This window comes from Microbacterium hydrocarbonoxydans, from assembly GCF_000956475.1.
GTDB lineage: Bacteria > Actinomycetota > Actinomycetes > Actinomycetales > Microbacteriaceae > Microbacterium > Microbacterium hydrocarbonoxydans_A.
Map to the genome: position 1 here is coordinate 73,068 of NZ_JYJB01000009.1, position 21,547 is coordinate 94,614.

The 21,547-nt window shown below is 69.5% G+C and carries 23 protein-coding genes; 19 read left to right on the forward strand and 4 right to left on the reverse strand.

Features of this window, described 5'->3' with window-relative positions:
- Window positions 1-122: 122 nt before the first annotated feature.
- The gene (gene tilS / locus RS84_RS09600; RefSeq protein ID WP_045257582.1) at window positions 123-1,124 is read left to right on the forward strand and encodes a tRNA lysidine(34) synthetase TilS; all 1,002 of its coding nucleotides are present in this window, start codon (window positions 123-125) and stop codon (window positions 1,122-1,124) included.
- A gap of 35 nt (window positions 1,125-1,159) precedes the next feature.
- Here tilS and RS84_RS09605 read toward each other — a convergent pair whose 3' ends face one another.
- Window positions 1,160-1,618, reverse strand: coding sequence for a DoxX family protein (locus RS84_RS09605; protein WP_045257583.1), 459 nt, complete (start codon window positions 1,616-1,618; stop codon window positions 1,160-1,162).
- 81 nt (window positions 1,619-1,699) lie between these two features.
- Between RS84_RS09605 and RS84_RS09610 the strand changes: the two genes are divergently transcribed.
- Entirely contained in the window at window positions 1,700-2,257 is a 558-nt protein-coding gene (locus RS84_RS09610; protein WP_045257584.1) for a TetR/AcrR family transcriptional regulator, read from the forward strand.
- A 132-nt stretch (window positions 2,258-2,389) separates the two neighbouring features.
- Here RS84_RS09610 and RS84_RS09615 read toward each other — a convergent pair whose 3' ends face one another.
- Window positions 2,390-2,980: a DUF937 domain-containing protein gene (locus RS84_RS09615; protein WP_045257585.1), complete on the reverse strand. Its 591-nt coding sequence runs from the start codon at window positions 2,978-2,980 to the stop codon at window positions 2,390-2,392.
- 110 nt (window positions 2,981-3,090) lie between these two features.
- On the opposite strand from RS84_RS09615, the gene RS84_RS09620 reads away from it, so the two are divergent.
- From RS84_RS09620 to lysS, 12 genes are all read left to right on the forward strand, one after another.
- Entirely contained in the window at window positions 3,091-3,900 is an 810-nt protein-coding gene (locus RS84_RS09620) for an isocitrate lyase/PEP mutase family protein (protein ID WP_045257586.1), read from the forward strand.
- Window positions 3,901-3,954: 54 nt separating this feature from the next.
- Entirely contained in the window at window positions 3,955-4,506 is a 552-nt protein-coding gene (gene hpt / locus RS84_RS09625) for a hypoxanthine phosphoribosyltransferase (protein ID WP_045257587.1), read from the forward strand.
- Between the two features lie 142 nt (window positions 4,507-4,648).
- A complete protein-coding gene (gene ftsH / locus RS84_RS09630) occupies window positions 4,649-6,649 on the forward strand; it encodes an ATP-dependent zinc metalloprotease FtsH (RefSeq protein ID WP_045257588.1) in 2,001 nt (666 codons plus the stop codon).
- Between the two features lie 2 nt (window positions 6,650-6,651).
- Window positions 6,652-7,281, forward strand: coding sequence for a GTP cyclohydrolase I (gene folE, locus RS84_RS09635; protein WP_045258088.1), 630 nt, complete (start codon window positions 6,652-6,654; stop codon window positions 7,279-7,281).
- Complete coding sequence (gene folP, locus RS84_RS09640; RefSeq protein WP_045257589.1) at window positions 7,278-8,153, forward strand: dihydropteroate synthase; 876 nt, start codon at window positions 7,278-7,280, stop codon at window positions 8,151-8,153. Before folE ends, folP begins: the two co-directional genes overlap by 4 nt.
- A gap of 2 nt (window positions 8,154-8,155) precedes the next feature.
- Window positions 8,156-8,536, forward strand: coding sequence for a dihydroneopterin aldolase (gene folB / locus RS84_RS09645; RefSeq protein WP_045257590.1), 381 nt, complete (start codon window positions 8,156-8,158; stop codon window positions 8,534-8,536).
- Window positions 8,533-9,072 carry a 2-amino-4-hydroxy-6-hydroxymethyldihydropteridine diphosphokinase gene (gene folK / locus RS84_RS09650; protein ID WP_045257591.1) on the forward strand — a complete coding sequence of 180 codons (540 nt, stop codon included), beginning with the start codon at window positions 8,533-8,535 and terminating at the stop codon, window positions 9,070-9,072. Before folB ends, folK begins: the two co-directional genes overlap by 4 nt.
- On the forward strand, window positions 9,069-9,566 hold the full coding sequence (locus tag RS84_RS09655) for a DUF3180 domain-containing protein (RefSeq protein WP_045257592.1): 498 nt from the start codon (window positions 9,069-9,071) through the stop codon (window positions 9,564-9,566). The genes folK and RS84_RS09655 overlap by 4 nt, the downstream gene beginning before the upstream one ends.
- On the forward strand, window positions 9,502-10,098 hold the full coding sequence (locus tag RS84_RS09660) for a PH domain-containing protein (protein WP_045257593.1): 597 nt from the start codon (window positions 9,502-9,504) through the stop codon (window positions 10,096-10,098). Before RS84_RS09655 ends, RS84_RS09660 begins: the two co-directional genes overlap by 65 nt.
- Window positions 10,095-12,113, forward strand: coding sequence for a PH domain-containing protein (locus RS84_RS09665; RefSeq protein ID WP_045257594.1), 2,019 nt, complete (start codon window positions 10,095-10,097; stop codon window positions 12,111-12,113). The genes RS84_RS09660 and RS84_RS09665 overlap by 4 nt, the downstream gene beginning before the upstream one ends.
- Complete coding sequence (locus tag RS84_RS09670; RefSeq protein WP_045257595.1) at window positions 12,106-12,810, forward strand: DUF2520 domain-containing protein; 705 nt, start codon at window positions 12,106-12,108, stop codon at window positions 12,808-12,810. Before RS84_RS09665 ends, RS84_RS09670 begins: the two co-directional genes overlap by 8 nt.
- Window positions 12,811-12,980: 170 nt before the next feature.
- Window positions 12,981-14,549, forward strand: a complete 1,569-nt coding sequence (gene lysS / locus RS84_RS09675; RefSeq protein ID WP_045257596.1) for a lysine--tRNA ligase — start codon at window positions 12,981-12,983, stop codon at window positions 14,547-14,549.
- On the opposite strand, the gene RS84_RS09680 is transcribed toward lysS, so the two are convergent.
- Complete coding sequence (locus tag RS84_RS09680; protein WP_045257597.1) at window positions 14,542-15,648, reverse strand: DUF4192 family protein; 1,107 nt, start codon at window positions 15,646-15,648, stop codon at window positions 14,542-14,544. The two genes, lysS and RS84_RS09680, sit on opposite strands and share 8 nt — an antisense overlap.
- 112 nt (window positions 15,649-15,760) lie before the next feature.
- On the opposite strand from RS84_RS09680, the gene RS84_RS19465 reads away from it, so the two are divergent.
- From RS84_RS19465 to RS84_RS09690, 3 genes are all read left to right on the forward strand, one after another.
- The gene (locus RS84_RS19465) at window positions 15,761-15,934 is read left to right on the forward strand and encodes a hypothetical protein (RefSeq protein ID WP_192625960.1); all 174 of its coding nucleotides are present in this window, start codon (window positions 15,761-15,763) and stop codon (window positions 15,932-15,934) included.
- Window positions 15,935-16,029: 95 nt separating this feature from the next.
- A complete protein-coding gene (cls, locus tag RS84_RS09685) occupies window positions 16,030-17,490 on the forward strand; it encodes a cardiolipin synthase (protein WP_045257598.1) in 1,461 nt (486 codons plus the stop codon).
- A 33-nt stretch (window positions 17,491-17,523) separates the two neighbouring features.
- Complete coding sequence (locus RS84_RS09690; RefSeq protein ID WP_045257599.1) at window positions 17,524-18,261, forward strand: hypothetical protein; 738 nt, start codon at window positions 17,524-17,526, stop codon at window positions 18,259-18,261.
- 3 nt (window positions 18,262-18,264) lie between these two features.
- Here RS84_RS09690 and RS84_RS09695 read toward each other — a convergent pair whose 3' ends face one another.
- Window positions 18,265-19,263, reverse strand: a complete 999-nt coding sequence (locus RS84_RS09695; RefSeq protein WP_045257600.1) for a diacylglycerol/lipid kinase family protein — start codon at window positions 19,261-19,263, stop codon at window positions 18,265-18,267.
- A gap of 104 nt (window positions 19,264-19,367) precedes the next feature.
- Here RS84_RS09695 and serS point away from each other — a divergent pair, with 104 nt between their 5' ends.
- The gene (gene serS / locus RS84_RS09700; RefSeq protein ID WP_045257601.1) at window positions 19,368-20,654 is read left to right on the forward strand and encodes a serine--tRNA ligase; all 1,287 of its coding nucleotides are present in this window, start codon (window positions 19,368-19,370) and stop codon (window positions 20,652-20,654) included.
- Complete coding sequence (locus tag RS84_RS09705) at window positions 20,651-21,526, forward strand: HAD family hydrolase (RefSeq protein ID WP_414738814.1); 876 nt, start codon at window positions 20,651-20,653, stop codon at window positions 21,524-21,526. Before serS ends, RS84_RS09705 begins: the two co-directional genes overlap by 4 nt.
- Window positions 21,527-21,547: the final 21 nt, after the last annotated feature.

The following is a 21,547-nucleotide window of genomic DNA, read 5'->3' on the forward strand; positions in this document are numbered from 1 at the left end:
ATCGACTCCGCGCAGCACCATCCAGTACGGCAGTCGCTCCGCGAACTCGGCGATCCCCGCCAGTTACACGATGGACGGCGGCTGGTCGGCGCGCTGACCGGGCCTGCGACTAACGTCGTAGTGTGCCCTCGCTGAAACCCGCCATCGCCGAGATCCGCCTCGCCGTGCGCACCGCGCTCGCCGATCTGCCGGAGGGCTCGACCATCGTCGTGGCGCTCTCCGGAGGAGCGGATTCGCTGGCGCTCGCCGCGGCCACCGCCTTCGAGGCTCCGAAGCGGAGGATGCGCGTCGCGTCGGTGACGGTCGACCACGGATTGCAGCAAGGGTCGGATGCCGTCGCCACCCGCACAGCCCAAACGGCGGCGCGCCTGGGCATCGACCCCCTGATCGTGAAGGTGAAGGTCGGCAACGAGGGCGGCCCGGAGAACGCCGCGCGCGAAGTGCGGTACGGCGTGCTGCGCGACGCCGCGCTCGATGCCGGGGCCGCCGCGGTGCTGCTCGGCCACACACTCGACGACCAGGCCGAGACCGTACTGCTCGGCCTCGCTCGCGGCTCGGGGGCGACGAGTCTGCAGGGCATGGCACCGGCTCGCGAGGACGGCGACGGCATCCGCTGGCTGCGCCCCCTGCTCGCAGTGCGGCGAGAGACGACGCGGGCGTTCTGCGCGGCATCCGATCTGGAGTTCTGGGACGACCCGCACAACCTCGACGACCGCTTTACGCGGGTCCGGGTGCGGGAGCGCGTGCTGCCGGTGCTCGAAGCCGAGCTCGGGCCGGGCATCGCCGAGGCCCTGGCGCGTACGGCCGAGCAGCTGCGAGAGGACGCCGAGGCTTTCGACGAGATGATCCACGAGACCATCGAGGACATCGTCGAGCATGCCGAGGCCGGCATCTCGGTCAGCGTCGCCGCGCTCGCCGCGAATCCCGCTGCGCTGCGCAACCGCATCATCCGGCTCGTCGTCGACAGCGAGTTCGGCGCGAGCCTGACGCGAGTGCAGACGCTCGAGGTCGCACGGCTCGCCACGGACTGGTCTGGTCAGGGGCCCATCGACCTGCCCGGATGCTCGGCCGCGCGCGTCGGCGGCCGCGTCGTGTTCACGGCCTCCACCGACCCCGCTCGCTGAGCGGGACGCAGCCGTCGCGCGAGGATCGGACGCCGTCAGGGCGCGACCGCCACGATCACCGCGCTCGCGATGAACAGGATCTGCAGCAGCGTGCGCGGAACGAGCGGCGTCCGGGGAGCGGCCGGATGCCGCTCCCCGGACGCGGCCCGGACGTTAGCGGGGAACATCGCGACGAGCAGTGCGGCGAGGCAGACGGCCGCCGCGGTCCGGATGCCTGGCATCGTCGCCGCGGGGATCAGCAGGCCCACCGCGCCCGCGATCTCGAGGATGCCGGTGGCCGTGATGATCAGATCGGGACGCGGCAGCCGGGGCGGCACGATCGCGATGAGCCCGTCGCGCCGCGGCTGCAGGAAATGCGCGCTCGAGGTCAGCAGGAACATCGCGGCCAGTCCGACGGCGAGCGAATCGGGCCAGGTCTGCACGTACCCGACTCCGAGCGCGCCCAGAAGCCGACAGGCGAGCGTCACGGTCACCAGAGCGAGAAAGGGTGCCATGGAGTGCTCCTATCTAGTCATTGACAAGTTAATCGCTCACTCCAAACTTGTCAATGACTAGATAATCGGTAGGGTGAAGGGATGAGCGATCGCTATCACCACGGCAGCCTCCGCGCCCAGGCCCTGCGCGCAGCCGCCGAGATCGTCGCGGACGAGGGGCCCGAAGCGCTGTCGCTTCGTGATCTGGCGCGACGGGCAGGGGTGTCGCACGCCGCCCCTGCTCACCACTTCGGAGACCGGAGGGGTCTGTTCACGGCTCTCGCCGCAGAGGGATTCACGCTGCTCGGCGACGCGCTGCAGCCTTCGGTCGACGCCGCAGATTTCGCCCGGACGGCCGTCGCCTACGTCGACTTCGCGACCGCGCATCCCGGGCACTTCGCCGTCATGTTCCGTCCGTCCCTGCTCGACGCCGACGACGTCGCGCTGCAGGAGGCGCAGACGCATGCCTCGGGTCTGCTGCAGGCGGGCTTCGACTCGGTGCCCGACGATCGCATCCGCATCGAACGGGACGACGCCCGCCGCGCCTCGTGGGCGCTCGTGCACGGGCTGGCCGCGCTGACGCTCTCCGGAGCGCTGCCGGGCGCCGACCTCGAGCGCCTCACCCTCGCGGCCGCGCGTCAGCTGCTCGGCGACCCCTGACCCGCCCGCCGAGTCCTGAGCGCGTCGGCGGCCGGCGTCATCCTTCCTCCGACTCGTCAGGCCCCGTGCGCAACGGCGAGGCCCCTGTTCAGCTGCGTGACTGAACAGGGGCCTCGCCGATCAGCCGGGGCGCTACTTCTTGCCGCCGAGCAGGCCGCCGATGATGTCTCCGAGACCGCCGCCTGAGCCGCTGCCCGAGCCGCCGCCCAGGAGCCCGCCGAGAATGTCTCCGATCCCGCCGCCTGCGGAGCTGCCCGAGCCGCCGCTTCCCCCGCCCAGGAGCCCGCCGATGATGTCGCCGATCCCGCCACCTCCGGATCCGGCATCCGACGACTTGCCCTTGGTCGCGTTCGCGATCAGGCCCATGATGATGGGCGCGAGGATCGGAAGGAGCTTTCCGAAGTCGATGCCCGCGGTCTTGTCGGACTTCGTGAGCTTCTCGGTGACGTCCTGCTTCTCGGAGCCGAGGATGTGCGAGACGATCTTGCCGCCGTCCTCCTCGTCGACCTCGTCGACAGACGTCACGTTCGCCGAGCCCTCGTGGCGCTTGAGCGCGTTCTCGATGGCCGAGGAGCCCTCGTCGGTCGAAGCGTTCTTCGCGAGGCCGCCGAGCAGCACGGCACCGCCCTGCGCCACGGCTTCCTTCGCGACTTCGTGAGAAACCCCCAGCTTCTTGGCGATGTCGTCGATCGGAACCTGCGAGAGGATGTCGTCAAGGGCCATGGTGGATCCTTCCGGTTGTCAGGCGTCTGCGCCTCTTTCCGCTCACAGTACCCGGGCGCGACCGGCGGCGACACCTCGCCATCGGACGAGTCGACGGACGGAGAACACGCATGGTCGGAGACAGCGGCGCCGAGGCTCTGCTCGCACTGCACCAAGGGCCCGGATTCGTGATCCCGAATGTCTGGGACGCAGGTTCCGCACGCCTGCTGGCGCAGCTGGGCTTTCCCGCCATCGCGACGACGAGCGCGGGCATCGCCTGGTCGAAAGGACTCCCCGACGGAGGCCCGCTCAGCGCCGACCTCATGTTCGAGGCCGTCGCCGAGATCGTCGCGGCGGTCGGCGTTCCGGTCTCGGCCGATCTCGAGGCCGGCTACGGAGACACCGCCGAGGCGGTGGGAAAGACGGTGGCGCGGGCGGCGGCCCTGGGCATAGCGGGCGGCAACATCGAGGATGCTGTCGGCGGCACGCTGATCCCGATCGACGACGCCGCCGGGCGGCTAGAGGCCGCACGCGCAGCGGCGCCTGCGGGCACGTTCGTGCTCAACGCGCGCACCGACGCGTACTTCTCGACCTTCGACGGCGACCCCTTCGGCGAGACGATCGCCAGGGCCGAGCGGTTCGTCGCCGCGGGCGCCGACTGCGTCTTCGTGCCGGGCGTGAAGGATGCCGAGACGATCCGGCGGCTCGCCGCCGAGATCCCCGTGCCGCTGAACATGGTCGCCGGTCTCACGGTCCCGGTGATCGCAGCACCCGCGCTGTTCGAACTCGGCGTCACCCGCGTCAGCGTCGGGGGCAGCATCGCCAGAGCCGCCTACGACGCCGTCGAGCGGGCGGGACGCGAGCTGCTCGAGTCCGGCACGCTGGGCTTTCTCGACGGAGCGGTCTCGTACGCGGACATGCAGCGCCGCCTGGGCGGTTGAGAAGACCGGATGCCGGGTGCCGCGGCATCCGATTCCATCACCTAAAATCGATCCATGCGCGCCGCGGACATCCAGGACGACCTTGCCCAGATCCTCGTCACAGAGGAAGAGATCATCGCGAAGCTCGACGAGCTCGCAGTGCAGGTCGCCGCGGACTACGAGGGCAAGGATCTGCTCCTGGTCGGCGTCCTGAAGGGCGCCGTGATGGTGATGGCCGACTTCGCGCGCGCGCTGCCGTTCCATGCGCCGATGGACTGGATGGCGGTGTCGAGCTACGGCGCGAGCACGAAGTCGAGCGGCGTGGTGCAGATCCGCAAGGACCTAGACAGCGACCTGAACGGCAAGCACGTGCTGATCGTCGAGGACATCATCGACTCCGGCCTGACCCTCAGCTGGCTGCTGGAGAACTTCGGCTCCCGCGGCGCCGAGTCGATCGAGGTGCTCGCGCTGCTGCGCAAGCCCGAGGCCGCGAAGGTGAAGATCGACTGCAAGTACGTGGGCTTCGACATCCCCACCGAATTCGTCGTGGGCTACGGCCTCGACTACGCCGAGCGCTACCGCAACCTGCGCGACGTGGCAGTGCTCGCACCGCACGTGTACGCCTGACGCTTCGACAGGCTCAGCGACCCAGCGGGACGGTCTCAGCGACCCAGCGGGACGGGCTCAGCGAACCAGAGGGGGGAGCCGGGTACGCCGTGGGTGAACGCACAGCCGACGGCAAGGACGCGCGCGATACTCTGATTCGATCATGGATGTGAAGAAGCTCAGCCGTAATCCGCTGATCTACGTTGCGCTGATCGGACTGCTGTTCGTCGGCGGGTTCCTGCTGATCTCGAACCTCGCCGGCCCCAAGCAGATCACCACGCAGGAGGGCCTGAAGCTGCTCTCCGGCGACACGGTCACAGAGGTGGTCAACACCGATGGCGACCAGCGCGTCGACATGACCCTGTCGAAGGAGTTCGAGGGGTCGAAGACCGTGCAGTTCTACTACGTCGAGGCCCGCGCGGCCGACGTGGTCGCTGCGATCGACGAGGCCGCGCCCAAGAAGGGCTTCGACGACGCGGTGCCGCGCGCGAGCTGGTTCGACGGCTTCCTCTCCCTCCTGATCCCGATGCTCCTGCTCGGCCTGCTGTTCTGGTGGCTGCTCTCCTCGATGCAGGGCGGCGGCGGCAAGGTCATGCAGTTCGGCAAGTCCAAGGCCAAGCTCGTCAACAAGGAGACCCCGACGGTCACCTTCGCCGACGTGGCAGGTGCCGACGAGGCCATCGAAGAGCTCCATGAGATCAAGGAGTTCCTGCAGAACCCCGCCAAGTTCCAGGCGATCGGCGCCCGCATCCCGAAGGGCGTGCTGCTGTACGGCCCCCCAGGAACCGGAAAGACGCTGCTCGCCCGCGCCGTCGCCGGTGAGGCAGGGGCCCCCTTCTACTCGATCTCCGGTTCGGACTTCGTCGAGATGTTCGTCGGCGTCGGCGCCTCGCGTGTGCGCGACCTGTTCAATGTCGCCAAGGAGAACGCCCCGGCCATCATCTTCATCGACGAGATCGACGCGGTCGGCCGTCACCGCGGCGCCGGTCTCGGCGGGGGCAACGACGAGCGCGAGCAGACCCTGAACCAGATGCTCGTCGAGATGGACGGCTTCGACCCGAACGCGAACGTCATCGTGATCGCGGCGACCAACCGTCCCGACATCCTCGATCCCGCCCTGCTGCGTCCCGGCCGCTTCGACCGTCAGATCGGCGTCGACGCGCCCGACCTGAAGGGTCGCCAGCGCATCCTCGAGGTGCACGCCAAGGGCAAGCCGCTGTCGAAGAGCGTCGACCTCGAGGTCGTCGCCCGCAAGACCCCCGGCTTCACGGGAGCCGACCTCGCCAACGTCCTCAACGAGGCGGCCCTCCTCACCGCCCGCTCGAACGCGCAGCTGATCGACAACCGCGCGCTCGACGAGGCCATCGACCGCGTGATCGCCGGCCCGCAGCGCCGCACCCGCGTCATGAAGGACAAGGAGAAGCTCATCACCGCGTACCACGAGGGCGGCCACGCTCTCGCTGCGGCGGCGATGAACTACACCGACCCGGTGACGAAGATCACCATCCTGCCGCGCGGCAAGGCTCTCGGCTACACGATGGTGCTGCCGCTGGACGACAAGTACTCTGTCACCCGCAATGAGCTGCAGGACCAGCTGACCTACGCCATGGGCGGCCGCGTCGCGGAGGAGATCGTCTTCCACGACCCCACCACGGGCGCTTCGAACGACATCGAGAAGGCGACCTCCATCGCCCGCAAGATGGTGATCGAGTACGGCATGACCACCGAGCTCGGGCCGGTCAAGCTCGGCTCCGAGAGCGGCGAGCCCTTCGCCGGACGCGACATGGGTCGCGGGCGCGAGTACTCCGAGACGATTGCAGAGCGGGTCGATGCCGAGGTGCGCGCACTCATCGAGCAGGCGCACAACGAGGCCTACCAGGTGATCAGCGACAACCGCGACATCCTCGACAAGCTCGCGCTGGCTCTGCTCGAGGAGGAGACCCTCGACCACAACCGGATCGCCGAGATCTTCACAGAAGTGCGCAAGCTGCCGGAGCGCCCGCTGTGGCTCTCGAGCACCGAGCGCCCGGTGTCGGAGCGGCCTCCGATCGAGGTGCCGAAGAAGGATGTGTCGCTCGCGGCGTCGGTGGAGGCGCCCGCGTCGGCCCCTCGCACGCAGTCGGGATCGGCAGGTGCCGGTCACGCACGACCTGCGACGGCGTGACCGTGGCCGTCGACCGGGAACGCGTCGAACGCCTCACCCATGAGCTGCTCGAGGCCATCGGCGAGGATCCCGATCGCCCCGGCCTCAAGCAGACTCCTGCGCGCATGGCCGAGCTGTACTCCGAGTTCTTCTCCGGAGTAGGGGCGGATGCGGCGGCTCCTCTCGCGCGCACGATCAGCGTGACTCGGGGGCCTGCACCGGACACGCTGCCCTCGGGTGCCGTGCTGCTGCGCGACATCCTCTTCCGCTCCGTGTGCGAGCATCATCTGCTGCCCTTCGCAGGGCATGCGCACATCGCGTACCTCCCGGGGGAGCAGGTCGTCGGGCTCGGCGCCCTGGTGAAGGTCGTCGAGATCCTCGCCGCCCGCCCGCAGGTGCAGGAGCGGCTGGGAGAGCAGATCGCCGACACGATCGCCGAGCACCTCGACACCCGCGGCGTGCTGGTCGTGCTCGACGCGAGCCACGGCTGTGTCACGATGCGCGGCGGCCGCCAGCCTGAAGCGTCGACGCTCACGATCGCGGCTCGCGGGGAGTATGCGGATGCCGCGGCGCGCGCCGAGCTCATCGCCCTCATCGGCGCTTCTGCAGGCTCGGCGACCCGGTTCTCGGACTCTGGCGGGGCGCTCTCATGACCGGCATCTGGGGCATCGTCAATGTCACTCCCGACTCGTTCAGCGACGGCGGACGCTACCTCGACGTCGACAGCGCCGTCGCGCGCGGGCTGAAGCTGCGCGGAGACGGAGCGAGCGTGCTCGACGTCGGTGGGGAGTCGACACGGCCGGGGGCGGAACGTGTCAGCCCCGAGACCGAGCAGCAGCGCGTGCTGCCCGTGATCGAGCAGCTGGCCGCCGCCGGCGTTCCCGTGAGCATCGACACACTCAACGCCTCGACCGCTGCGGCAGCCGTGCGGGCAGGGGCGCGTATCGTCAACGATGTGTCGGGCGGACTCGCCGACCCCGAGATGCGCGCCGCGGTCGCCGAATCGGGCGCCGACTATACGATCGGACACTGGCGCGGGTTCTCGGCCGACATGTACGCGCGCGCCGACTACCGTCGCGTCGCCCGTGAGGTCGCGGGCGAGCTGCAGGAGCGCATGGGGGAGGCTGCGGCAGCCGGCATCGCTCCCTCGAGGCTGATCGTCGACCCCGGGATCGGGTTCGCGAAGGCCGGGGCGCAGAACTGGGACGTGCTGCGCGGGCTCGATGAGATCGTCGCGCTCGGACCGCGGGTGCTCATCGGGACCTCTCGGAAGAGGTTTCTGGCGGAGGCCCTTCGCTCCCCACGCCCCACTCCAGTCAGCGCTGGCGCGCTGACTGGAGCCTCCGGGCGCGTGGCCCCGGCTCAGGGATTCGACGAGGAGATCGAGGTCTCCGAGGCGCGTCGCGACCTCGCCACGGCGGTCACGAGCGCGCTCGCCGCGCGCGCCGGAGTCTGGGCGGTGCGCGTGCACGACGTCGCCTCGACCCGCGACGCGCTCACGATCGCGCACGCCTGGGAAGGATGAACATGGACTTCATGGACCAGATCGCACTGACGGGACTCACGGTGTTCGGACGCCACGGCGTCTACGCGCACGAGCGCGAGAACGGGCAGGAGTTCACGATCGATGTGCGCCTGGGCATGCAGCTGCGGCAGGCTGCGGCATCCGACGATGTCGCAGACACCGTGCACTACGGCGAACTCGCGGAGAAGATCGCGGCCGTCGTCGGCGAGGAGCCGGTGAACCTCATCGAGACGCTCGCGGAGCGCATCGCGGATGTGGCGCTCGACGACCAGCGCGTTCATTTCGCGAGCGTGACGGTGCACAAGCCGCACGCGCCGATTCCGGTGAGCTTCGCCGATGTCTCGGTCACCGTGAACCGAGTCCGTACGGAGGATGTGGCATGAGCCGCAACCTCGCGAACCCGCCGCACATCCCGGGGCCCCGTGAGGGACGACCCGAAACCGTCGCGGTCGTGGCCTTCGGCGCCAACCTCGGCGACCGCGAGGACACGATCCGCAACGCGGCCGAGCGCATCGGCCGGCTCCCGCTCGTCAGTGACGTCCGGCTCTCCCCGCTGCACGAGACGGTCGCGCTCACCCTCGACGGACCCGATCCGGATGTGCCCGGCTATGTGAACGCGGTGGCGCTCGTCACGACACGCCTGGCCCCCAGCATCCTGCTCGGCATGCTGCACGCGATCGAAGACGAGAACGGTCGCGAGCGTCACCAGCGTTGGGGTGACCGCACGCTCGACCTCGACCTCATCGCCTACGGCGACGAGACCTCCACCGACCCGCACGTGCTGCTGCCGCACCCGCGGGCATTCGAGCGCCTGTTCGTCCTCGAACCGTGGCTCGAACTGGATCCGGATGCCGTGCTCCCCGGGCACGGCCTGGTCGCAGGACTCGTCGACGAGCTTCGCCGCCTGGGGCGCGGATGAAGCGCACCTCGGCCGGCATCCTCGTGCTCCTCGCCCTGATCGGTGCGGCGGCAGGGTTCGTCCTCGACCAGGTGCTCACGACGATGGGGCGCGCGACGTTCGCCCCCTCGTTGCTGCTGCCCGTGCTGCTCGTGATCATCGGCGGCGCGGCGCTCGCGCTCGCGTGGCCGGTGCGCAGAAGCGTTCGCACCGGCATCCGGATCGATCCCTTCCGCGCGATGCGCGCCGTGACCCTCGCGCGGGCGTCGAGCCTGCTCGGAGCCATCATGGGCGGCTTCGGCGCAGGCCTGCTGGCCTTCCTCCTGTCGCGGCCGATCGATCCGCAGGTAGGGTCGACTGTGGCGATGGTCGCCCTGATCGTGAGCTCGCTCGTGCTCGTGATCGCGGCGCTCGTCGCCGAACAGTTCTGCACCCTTCCGAAGGACCCTGATGACTCAGAACCCCGAGAGCCCGATGCCGAGCCCGGCCCCGCTGAGTTCGGCGGCAGTCACTGACGCCGGCGCTCTCGATCAGGGGACGTACACGCAGCTGCGCACCGCTCGCAGCGACGCGCGCCTCGAGCTCGACGGCGTGTGGCACCAGATCTCGCCCCGTTACGTGGTCTCCCAGTTCGTGCAGAACCTGATCTTCATCGCGGTGGTCGCGATCGCCGCGCTCGTGGTGTACTTCGCATTCGAGCAGACGTGGGTGCTGATCCCCGCAGGCGTCATCATCGTGCTCACACTTGCCACGCTCATCATCCTGCCCCGGCAGGCGAGGGCGATCGGCTACATGCTGCGCGACGACGACATCGTGTTCCGCAAGGGCATCCTCTGGCAGCGCATGATCGCCGTGCCCTACGGTCGCATGCAGCTCGTCGACATCACGCAGGGGCCGCTCGATCGCGCGTTCGGGGTGTCGCAGCTGAAGATGGTGACGGCGGCCGCCACGACCGGCGTGCAGATCCCGGGGCTCACTCAGGAGGCCGCGGAGGCGCTGCGCGACACCCTGATCCAGGTGGCCGAGACGCGCCGGACCGGGCTGTGAGCACGCAGCCCCCGACGCCGCAGGACGTCGCAGCGCCTGCGTCGGTGCCCGGGCCGCCTCCGACGCTCGCCGACGGCGAATGGCATCGGATGCATCCGCTCACCCCGCTGTTCAAGGGCGGGCTGGCGCTGATCGTGATCGGCGGGTTCCTGATCGCCAACCTGCGCGAGCGTCTGATCGCCTGGGTCGTCGACCTGTTCGAGCCCGATGCCCACTACGACCAGTACGGCGGCGATCCGGTGGACTGGGTGCTGTCGAACAACCTCGCGCTCGTGGTGCTGCTCTCGGTGCTCGGCGTCGTGATCGTGCTGATCGCGATCTTCTGGGTGATCTGGCGGTTCCAGCAGTTCCGCATCACCGGCGACCACGTCGAGGTGCGCAAGGGCATCGTGTTCCGCTCGCACCGCAGGGCGCCGCTCGACCGCGTGCAGGGCGTGAACCTGACTCGCCCGTTCCCCGCTCGCATCATCGGGCTCGCCAAGCTCGAGGTGGTGGGTGCGGGCAACGACGCGAACGTCGAGCTCGAGTATCTGGCCACCACCAGGGCCGAGGCGGTGCGAGCCGACATCCTCCGCCTCGCCTCCGGCGCCCGTGCCGCGCGCCACGGAGCGGCTCCCGCATCCGCATTCCCGTCCGTCTCGCCGCGTGCCCAGCTGCGCGGCGAGGTGAACCACGGGGTCACCGGGATGATCAACGGGGTCGACCTCGCCGATGTGGCGCCGCAGAGCGTCGTCAGGATCCCCACGGGGCGGCTGATCGGGGCCGAGCTCATCGGCACCCTGGTGTGGGTGATCTTCTTCGGATTGATCTTCCTCATCGCAATGGGCGGAGTGCTCATAGGCGCGATCCTCGATGGCGACGCTCCCCGCGGAGCCCTCGGTATCGGCCTCGGATTCGGCATCGGCGTTCCGATGATCGTCGCGATCGTCGGAATCACCTGGGCACGCATCTCCAAGTCCCTTCGGTATTCGATCGCGCCCACCCCCGACGGTGTGCGCATCACCTACGGTCTGCTCACGACGGTCACCGAGACTCTGCCGCCCGGCCGCATCTTCGCGGTCGAGGTGTCGCAGTCGCTGCTGTGGCGCCCGTTCGGATGGTGGACGATCAAGATCAACCGCATGGGCGGCAAGAGCGCGGCGCAGCAGCAGTCGGGCAACGCGCAGCAGTTCAACATCGTGCTGCCCGTCGGCAAGCGCGCCGACGTCGAGCGCGTGCTCGCGCTGATCCTTCCCGACGCTCCCGCCTCCGACATCCCGCTCGTGTGGGAGCACGGCATCCTCGGTCCTGTGGCGGGCGATCCGTATCGCACCATGCCGGGGCGCGCCTGGTGGCGTCGGCCCGTCTCGTGGAAGCGTCACGGCTACGCACTCACGGAGTTCGGCGTGCTCCTGCGCCGAGGCACGGTCTGGCGCAAGCTCGCGATCTTCCCGCTTGCGCGCCTTCAGGGAGTGTCGCTCTCTCAGGGGCCGATCGACCGCGCGCAGCGCGTGTCGGGCGCCCAGGTGCACTCGGTGCAGGGTCCGATCACGGGAACGCTGTCGGGGCTCGAACGCGCGGATGCGCTCGAGCTCATCAACGGGGTGAGCCGAGCCGCTGTGCTCGCGGCGGCCCGCGATCGGACGCACCGCTGGGGCGAGCATGCAGCGGTTGCCGGCGGACCGGCGTACGCCGCACCGGGATATCCGTCGGGTGCGCCGCTGCCGCCCGCGGCGCCGCTGCCGAACGGTTCACAAGGGCCCGGCGGAACGCCGGTCTACATGCCTCCCGGCTTCGCGCCGGCTGCCGCGCCGAGCTGGTCGCCTGCACCGGGATCCTCGGATGCACCGGCGTACCGACAGACTCCGCCTCCGCCTCCTGTGGCTCCACCGCCCGCGGTGGTTCCTCCGGCTCCGATCGTGCCGCAGGTCGATCCCGTGCCGCCGGCCGCACCGCCTGCGGCCTCTCCTCCGGCTCCGGCAGCGTCGCCGGTCAACCCCGTGCCGCCGGCGGACCCCGCGTCGACCGATGAGTGATCTGCAGCGGCGTGACGGTCGCCTCGGCGTCGGCATCATCGGAGCCGGCCGGGTCGGTCCCGTGATCGGCGCCGCGCTCGCCGGAGCGGGGCACGCCGTCGTCGGGATCACCTCAGGGTCTGATGACGAACGGGCCTCGGCGGTGCTGCCCGACGTGCCGGTGCTCGATGCGCTCGATGTGGTTCGCCGCAGCGAGCTGGTGGTGATCGCGGTTCCGCACGAGCAGCTCCCGGGACTGGTCGCCGGCATAGCCGAGATCGGGGGCTGGCAGCTCGGCCAGCTCGTGCTGCACACCGACCCCGCCTATGGCATCGAAGTGCTGCGCCCGGCTGCGGAGCGCGGTGCGATCCCGCTCGCCGTGCATCCGGCGATCACCTTCACGGGAACGACGATCGACCTGCGTCAGCTGCAGGCCGGATACGCCGCCGTGACCGCTCCGCCCGCGGTGCTGCCGATCGCGCAGGCGCTGGCGGTCGAGGTCGGGTGCGAGCCGGTGGTCGTGGCCGAGGCCGACCGAGCAGCCTACGCCGACGCGATCGAGGCGGTCACCGCGTTCTCGCGCTCGATCATCGGCCAGTCGACCGCGCAGCTGCGCGAGATCGGCGTGGAGAACCCGGGCGGATACCTCTCGGCCCTCGTGCAGTCGACCGTCGAGCGAGCGCTTCGCGAAGCATCCACGCCGCCGCCCCTGATCTGATCCCGCCGGCCGCGCCCGTTCGCGCTGCGGAACGTCGTGCAGCGCCGCTGAGAGGCGCTCGCGCTGCTGACGTTTCTCCCGCGTGAGCGTGGAAGAGCAGCGCGAGGGTGAGGGCCGGGGGCTCAGGCTCGCGTCGGTAAACTGGATGCGACTTCCAAGGAGCCCCGCACATGACTGACGCGTCCGCCGCGCCCACTTCGACAAGCTCAGCGACCCAGGACGGGGGCGCAGCGACCCAGACGGGGGTCGAGGCCACCGAAGAGGAGATCCACGAGCAGAAGGCCGTTCGGCTCGCAAAGCGCGAGCGTCTGATCGCGAAGCGCGCGGATGCCGGTGGGGGAGCGTTCCCCGTCAGCGTTCCCGTCACGCACACGATCCCTGCGCTGCGCACCGAGTACGGCGAGCTCGAGGCCGGCGCCGAGACAGGCGTCGTCGTCGGGGTGGCCGGCCGCGTCGTCTTCAGCCGCAACACCGGCAAGCTCTGCTTCGCGACGCTGCAGGCCGGTGACGGCTCGCGCATCCAGGCGATGATCTCTCTCGCCAACGTCGGCGAGGAGTCGCTCGCCGACTGGAAGGAGTACGTCGACCTGGGCGACCACGTCTTCGTGCACGGTGAGGTCATCTCCAGCCGCCGTGGTGAGCTGTCGATCATGGCCGACGACTGGAAGATCGCCTCGAAGGCGATCCTGCCGCTTCCGAACGCCTACGCCGAGCTGAGCGAGGAGGGCCGCGTCCGCAGCCGCTACCTCGACCTGATCGTGCGCGAGCAGGCTCGAACCACGGTGCGCGCCCGAGCTGCGGTGAACGCGAGCCTCCGAGCGACGTTCACGAGTCATGACTACCTCGAGGTCGAGACGCCGATGCTGCAGGTGCAGCACGGCGGTGCGTCCGCCCGCCCCTTCATCACTCACTCGAACGCCTTCGACACGGAGCTGTACCTGCGCATCGCGCCGGAGCTGTACCTGAAGCGCGCCGTGGTCGGCGGCATCGAGCGGGTGTACGAGATCAACCGCAACTTCCGCAACGAGGGGGCCGACTCCACGCACAGCCCCGAGTTCGCGATGCTCGAGGCCTACCAGGCCTACGGCGACTACAACCAGATGGCGGCTCTCACCCAGGAGCTCGTGCAGAACGCGGCCGTCGCCGTGGCAGGCTCCACGACCGTGACCTGGGCCGACGGCACCGAGTACGACCTCGGCGGCGAGTGGGATCGCATCTCGATGTACGAGTCGCTCTCGGCGGCGTCAGGCCGTGAGGTCACCCCGCAGGACTCGGTCGAGGACCTCATGGCCTTCGCCGAGGCGAGCGGCGTCGATCTGCCACCGCAGGCGACGCACGGCAAGCTCGTCGAAGAGCTGTGGGAGCACTTCGTGAAGGGCGACCTCGTGCGTCCGACCTTCGTGATGGACTTCCCCGTCGACACCTCCCCGCTCGTCCGCGAGCACCGCTCGACCCCGGGCGTCGTGGAGAAGTGGGACCTCTACATCCGCGGCTTCGAGCTGGCGACCGGATACTCGGAGCTGGTCGACCCCGTGATCCAGCGTGAGCGCTTCGAGGAGCAGGCGAAGCTCGCCGCCCGCGGAGACGTCGAGGCCATGCCCATCGACCAGGAGTTCCTGCGTGCGCTCGAGCACGCCATGCCGCCGTCCGGCGGAATGGGCATGGGCATCGACCGCCTGCTCATGGCGATCACCGGCCTCGGCATCCGCGAGACGATCCTCTTTCCGCTCGTCAAGTAGCTCGGCCGGCGCCGCGGGGGCCGCGTCGGAACGCCCACTCGGGCAGCATCCCGGCGCCCACCACCGTGCCCAGCAGCTCGGCCAGGCCGTACGCGGGGTCGATCTCGCGCACCAGCCTCAGATAGTGCTCCGCGTGGGTCGCGCGGCCCAGGGCCCACGACAGCCAGGCGGCGATCGTGAGGGGAGCGGGCCGTGAGTCGCGCGGCGCGCGAGCGGCGGCCAGCCGGACGACGGTGAGCGCGGTCTGGAGCCGATCGACGTCCGGAGACGGCCCGCGCCCGAGGAAGATGCTCCCCAGATCGTCGGGGGCGCGCGTGCCCGCCTCGGCGAACTCGTACTGCGCCTCGAGCGTGCGGACGCCGTCAGCGAGTGACGTCGCCCACTGCACGAGAGCGACGTCGCGCAGGAGCGGACGATCGAGACACCAGAGCAGGGCGGCGGTGGCGAACGGCGGCTGGTGGTCGGGTGACTCCAGCAGCGTCTCGAAGAACTCCGGGATGTCTTCCAGCATCACGAGTGCCGCGATGGCGAGAGGGTTCTCCGAGCCGTCGAGATGCGCGTGCTCCTCGCGGTCGAGCAGAGCGCGGATGTCGCTCAGCGCTCGTCCGACATGCTCCTTCTCGACGAGATCTGCCGTCGGTAGCTCGGCTCCGGCATGCTGATCGACCGCGAGCGGGTCCGCGGCAGGCAGCGGGGCGAGCTCGGGGTCGTCCTCGAGGTAGCTCGACCAGCCGCTCGGCGTCACGCACAGGGCGTCGACGATTCGCAGCCCGGCCTCTTCCGCACATCCGAGCAGCTCGTCGATCTGGATGATCAGCGGCAGCACGAGCCCATCGGGCGTGGGGCACGGATCGTCGTCGCAGTAGACGACGACGGCGACGGCATCCGCTCCCTCCACTTTCGCGATGAGACCGATGGCCGCATCCGCGTAGACGTCGGGGGAGACGTCGTCGTGCGGCAGATCCAGGCGCATGGCGCCGTGGGCGCGAGTACCGTGGAACGGAAGCAGAACCAGGCTCTGCGTCGGGGTGAATCCCGCCAGAGCGGGTACCAGGCCGAGGAACTCGGCGGAGTCGGATGCTCGGAGAAGTGTGGTCATTCCGAGAGTGTGCGAGCAATGCGGCGGCTGCGGGGGCTCTCCACAGGCGAAACCGCTCGAAAGCTGAAGATCGCCCAATGTGCAGTATGAGTCGCTCGCGTACCATGGAGGCATGGAGAACTTCTGGCTCACGGCTGCCTGGTCGATTCTGCCGACCCTCGCCGTGTGCACGGTCTTCTACTTCGTGATCCGCAGCATCCTGCGCTTCGACCGCACCGAGCGACGCGTGCACGCCAGGATCGAAGCCGAGGAGCGCGCCGCGCGCGGTCTGCCTCCGCGCGTCTGAGCGACGTCGCCGGCATCGGTTACTGTTAGCGAGAGCGTCGGGATCCGCGCTCGCCGCGGCCATCGTCGCGGCAACGACTCGCTGAGAGGCTCCGGATGAGTGCCGACGCGTGGGGACTGTGGCTCGCCGCGCTCCTCGTCGTGCTCGACCTCTCGATCCGCGTCACCGCGATCATCATCATCCCGCGCAATCGCCGCCCGACCGCCGCGATGGCCTGGCTGCTCGCGGTGTTCTTCATCCCCTACATCGGTGTTCTGCTCTTCCTGCTGATCGGCAATCCGCGGCTTCCTCGCGCCCGCCGCCGCAAGCAGGATCAGATCAACCAGTACATCCACGACACCAGCGAGCAGCTGCACTTCGGCACGCTTCGCCCCGACGCGCCCAACTGGTTCCCCCCTCTCGTCGAGATGAACCAGCGCCTGGGGGCGCTGCCGATCTCCGGCGACAACGGGGCGCACCTCATCGCCGGCTATCAGGATTCTCTGGACGCCATGGCAGAGGAGATCCGCAAGGCGACCGAGTACGTCCACGTCGAGTTCTACATCCTGCAGGCCGACGCCTCGACCGACAACTTCTTCCGCGCCCTCGAAGAGGTCTCCGCGCGCGGCGTGACCGTGCGAGTGCTTCTCGACCACTGGGCGAACCGCTGGAAGCCCCGCTATCGCGCCACGATCAGACGCCTGAACGACATGGGCGCCGACTGGCATCTCATGCTGCCCGTCCAGCCCTTGAAGGGGCGGATGCAGCGCCCTGACCTGCGCAATCACCGCAAGCTCCTCGTGGTCGACGGCAAGGTCGCGTTCCTCGGCTCGCAGAACGTCACCGACTCGACGTACAACCTGCCCAAGAACATCAAGCGCGGCCTGCACTGGGTCGACCTGATGGTGCGCATCGACGGGCCCGTCGTACTCAGCGTCAACGCGATCTTCGTGGCCGACTGGTACAGCGAGACCGACGACATCCTCGAAGAGATCGACATCACCTCTGCGCAGCCGGGCACGGGCGATCTCGACTGCCAGGTCGTGCCCTCGGGGCCGGGTTTCGAGGTCGAGAACAACCTGCGGCTCTTCCTCGGCCTTCTGTACGCGGCCAAAGAGAAGATCATGATCGTCAGCCCCTACTTCGTGCCCGATGAGGCGCTGCTGCTCGCGGTCACGGCGGCCGTCGACCGCGGCGTGGACGTGCAGCTCTTCGTCTCGGAAGAGGGCGATCAGGCGATGGTCTATCACGCGCAGCGCAGCTACTACGAGGCGCTTCTCAGGGCCGGCGTGCGCATCTGGATGTATCGCAAGCCGTACATCCTGCACACCAAGAGCCTCACGATCGACGATGAGGTCGCGGTGATCGGGTCGAGCAACATGGACATGCGGTCCTTCGGCCTGAACCTCGAGGTGTCGATGCTCGTGCGCGGCGAGGAGTTCGTCGCCGAGATGCGCGAGGTCGAGGCCGAATACCGCGCGCTCAGCCGCGAGCTGACGCTCGAGGAGTGGATGCAGCAGCCGCTCCGCTCGACGGTACTCGACAACCTCGCCCGGCTCACCTCGGCACTGCAGTAGCGACCGCCCGGAGTGCTGGATACCGTGGAGGGCATGAACTCCCCCACGCGCCTGCTTCCCGTCCTGTCCGCGCTCGCCGGCGTCCTGCTGATCGCCGGATGCGCGTCGTCGGGCCCGGGCGCGCAGATTCCGAGCGGTTCGGCCTCGCCGTCATCGGAGGCCTCGCAGGGGGCCGGCGACGCGGACTTCGACGCCACCATCCTGGACGGCGGGCGGATGTTCGCCGTGATCAGCCACGGATCGTCGAGCCTGGCCTGCGTCCCGCAGGTCGGAGAGGTCTCCGCACAGGGACAGGTCGTGTCGGTCGTGCTCGAGGACACCGCGCCCGCCGACACGGTCTGCACGGCCGACTACGCTCCTCGAGCGAGCATCGGAGCGCTCACCGAGGGCGTCGATCCGACGAAGGAGATCACTCTCGACGTCACCTACGGCGATGTCGTCGACGATGTCGACCTCGACGGCGACGCCGCGTTCGCCGGCGCCCCCGGAACGCCGACCGACTACCTCCCGAGCGCGGGCTGGATCGATGACGGCTCGCTCGTGCTGCTCACCTGGGGATCGTCGAGCTGCCCGCCCGTCGTCGAATCCGTCGACGGTGCGGGAGCTGCCGGAACCGTGACTTTCGTCACGGACGACAGCAAGGTGTGCACCATGGACATGGCGCCTCGAGGGACCCTCATCGCCTTCCCCGAAGACCAGGTCGACGATGATGCCTTCATGCTGACGCTGGTCGGCGGCGGTCTCGACGCCACGGTTCCGGTGCGCGGCTGACCGTCACAGCCGATCGATGGGGTGCCCGGCCGGAAGCGCGAGCAGCAGGGCTCCCGCCTCCACGCGGCAGACCATCCGCACGGCCTCGCCGAACTCGTCTCCGTCGATCTGCACGGGCGTGGGCTTCGTGGCGGCGGCCTCGGCCGCCTCGCCGCGGAAGTAGTGCACGGCCGCGTTCCTGCGGTGACGCTCCAGGGCTCTGCGCCCCACCCTGCTCCGGCGCAGCACCGAGTTGTCCCACCAGATCTTGCGCCAGACGTTCAGCCAGCCGAGGACGCCGGTCGGCTGGATGACGGCGATATCGAGCGTGCCATCGGCGATCGACGCCTCGGGCACGAGCTCGATACCCGCGGGAAGCGTGCCGCAGTTGGCGAACAGGATGCTGTGGACCTTGGCCGAGTGCAGCCGTTCCTCGTCGACCTGGTACACCGCGCGGAACGCCTGCGCCTTCGCGAGAGAGCGGGCCGCTCCGTCGACGTAGGCGATCCAGCCGACCGTCTTCTTGAGGTCGGACCGCGTGTTCGCGATCATGTCGGCATCCAGTCCGATGCCTGCCAGCACCACGAACGCGTGCGTCGTCTTCTCGCCGCCGAGCCGGGTGATCTCGGCCCACCCGATGTCGATCGCGTGCCGGTCGCCGCCCAGGGCGGCGCGGATCATGACCTCGGTCTCGCCGAGGGGGAGTCCGAGATTGCGGGCGAGCAGATTGCCTGTGCCGCTCGGGATGATCGCGAGGGGCACGCCGGAGCCGGCGATCGCCTCCGACACCGCGCGGACGGTGCCATCGCCTCCCGCGACGAGGACCACGGCGACGCCGCGTTCCAGCGCCTCGCGGGTGAGCCCCTGGCCGGCGTCGGCCACCGTCGTGGGGTAGAAGGCCGGATGCTCCCACCCCGCCTCCTTCGACAGGGCGAGCACCTGGGCGCGCAGTCGCTTCTCATCGACCTTGAGCGGGTTGTAGACGAGCGCTGCCTGCGGCCTGGCCCCGGGATGCGTCGTCATGGCGCTACTCTAATCCGGCATCCGCACCCTCTCCGTGCGAGCGAGGCCCGCTTGCGTGGTTCTGCGTCCGCGGGGCAGAATCAAGACACACGTAGAATCGGAGGATGATCGACCTCGCTCTGCTCCGCGACAATCCCGAGATCGTCCGCCGCTCACAGGCCGCCCGCGGAAACGACGTGGCGACCGTCGACGCTGCCCTCGAGGCCGACCGATCGCGCCGCACCGCGCTCGCCGCATTCGAAGAGCTGCGGGCGGAGCAGAACGCCTTCGGCAAGCAGGTCGCGAAGGCTCCCAAGGAGGAGAAGGCCGCCCTCGTCGCGCAGGCCAAAGACCTCGCCGACCGCGTCAAGCAGGCGCAGCAGGTCGCGAACGAGGCCTCGGATGCCGCATCCGCCGCCCTCGCCCTGATCGAGAACGTCGTGATCGACGGCGTTCCGGCCGGAGGCGAAGCCGACTTCGTCGAGCTGCGCCGCGTCGGCGACGTGCCGGCATTCGGATTCGAGCCCCGCGACCACCTCGAGATCGGCGAGATCCTCGGGGCGATCGACATGGAGCGCGGCGCGAAGGTCTCGGGTGCCCGCTTCTACTTCCTGAAGGGGATCGGCGCCCGCCTCGAGATCGCGCTGATGAACCTCGCGCTCGACAAGGCGCTGCAGAACGGCTTCACCCCGATGATCGTCCCCACGCTCGTGCGGCCCGAGATCATGCAGGGCACCGGATTCCTCGGCGAGCACGCCGACGAGGTCTACCACCTCGACAAGGAGGACCTGTACCTCGTCGGCACGAGCGAGGTCCCGCTCGCCGGATATCACAAGGACGAGATCCTCGACCTGTCGCAGGGCGCCCTCCGCTACGCCGGCTGGTCGACCTGCTACCGCAGCGAGGCCGGGTCGCACGGCAAGGACACCCGCGGGATCATCCGCGTGCATCAGTTCAACAAGCTCGAGATGTTCGTCTACACCACGCCTGAGGACGCCGAGGCGGAGCACCTCCGCCTGGTCGCGCTGCAGGAGGAGATGCTCACGGCTCTCGGCCTCGCCTACCGCGTGATCGACGTCGCGGCCGGGGACCTCGGATCGAGCGCTGCGCGCAAATACGACATCGAGGCGTGGGTGCCGACGCAGGGCGCGTTCCGCGAGCTCACCTCGACCTCGAACTGCACCACCTACCAGGCCCGTCGCCTGGACACGCGCTACCGTCCGGAGGACCCGGCGGGCGGGAGCGCTCCGTCCAAGACGCAGCCGGTCGCGACCCTCAACGGCACGCTGGCGACCACGCGGTGGATCGTGGCGATCCTCGAGACGCACCAGCAGGAGGACGGATCCGTGCGTGTGCCCGAGGTGCTGAGGCCCTACCTGGGCGGCCTGGACGTGCTGGAGCCGCTGGCGTGACCGACCCTTCCCCTCGACTCGCCGGCGTTCGCTCAGTACAGGCGACAGGCTCAGGGACCCCGTGGCTGGTGGCCCTCGACGTCGACGGAACGATCCTGCTCCAGGACGAGACGATGAGCCCCGGCGTGCCGGAGGCCGTCGCCCGCCTGCGGGACGGCGGCCACCATGTCACGATCGCCACCGGGCGCAGCTGGATGGCCACCCAGCGCTGGGTCGAGGAGCTCGGGATCGCACCCGAGTTCGTGGTGTGCTCGAACGGCGCGGTCACGATGCGGATGATCCAGGGGGAGTGGGTGCGCTGGAACGTCGAGACCTTCGACCCCTCGCCCGTGCTCGAGCTGCTCCGCGATCGCCTGCCCGATGCCCGGTACATGGTGGAGCTCGGGTCGGGGCAGCGGCTGTACACGCAGCAGCTCGACGACTGGACGCTCGACGGCGGCCGGCAGGTGTCGTTCGAGGAACTCGCGGATGAGCCGGTGTCGCGCATCGTCGTGGTCTCGCCGGGGCACGACGAGGACGACTTCCATCGGCTGGTCGCGGATGCCGGGCTCAACGAGGTCTCGTACGCGATCGGCTGGACGGCGTGGCTCGATATCGCCCCGAACGGCGTGGACAAGGGCACGGCCCTGGAGCGCGTGCGCACCGAGCTCGGGCTGGATGGCGACCGGATCCTCGTGGCGGGCGATGGACGCAACGACATCGGGATGTTCGGCTGGTCGCGCTCGCTGGGCGGACGCGCGGTCGCGATGGGGCAGGCCCCTGCCGAGGTGAAGGATGCCGCGGGCGAGGTGACGGACGACGTGCTCGACGGAGGACTCGCGCGCGCCCTCAACTCGCTTCCAGCACCCGCCCAGGTCAGCGCGGGAGAATAGAACTCGGCTAGACTCACGGCT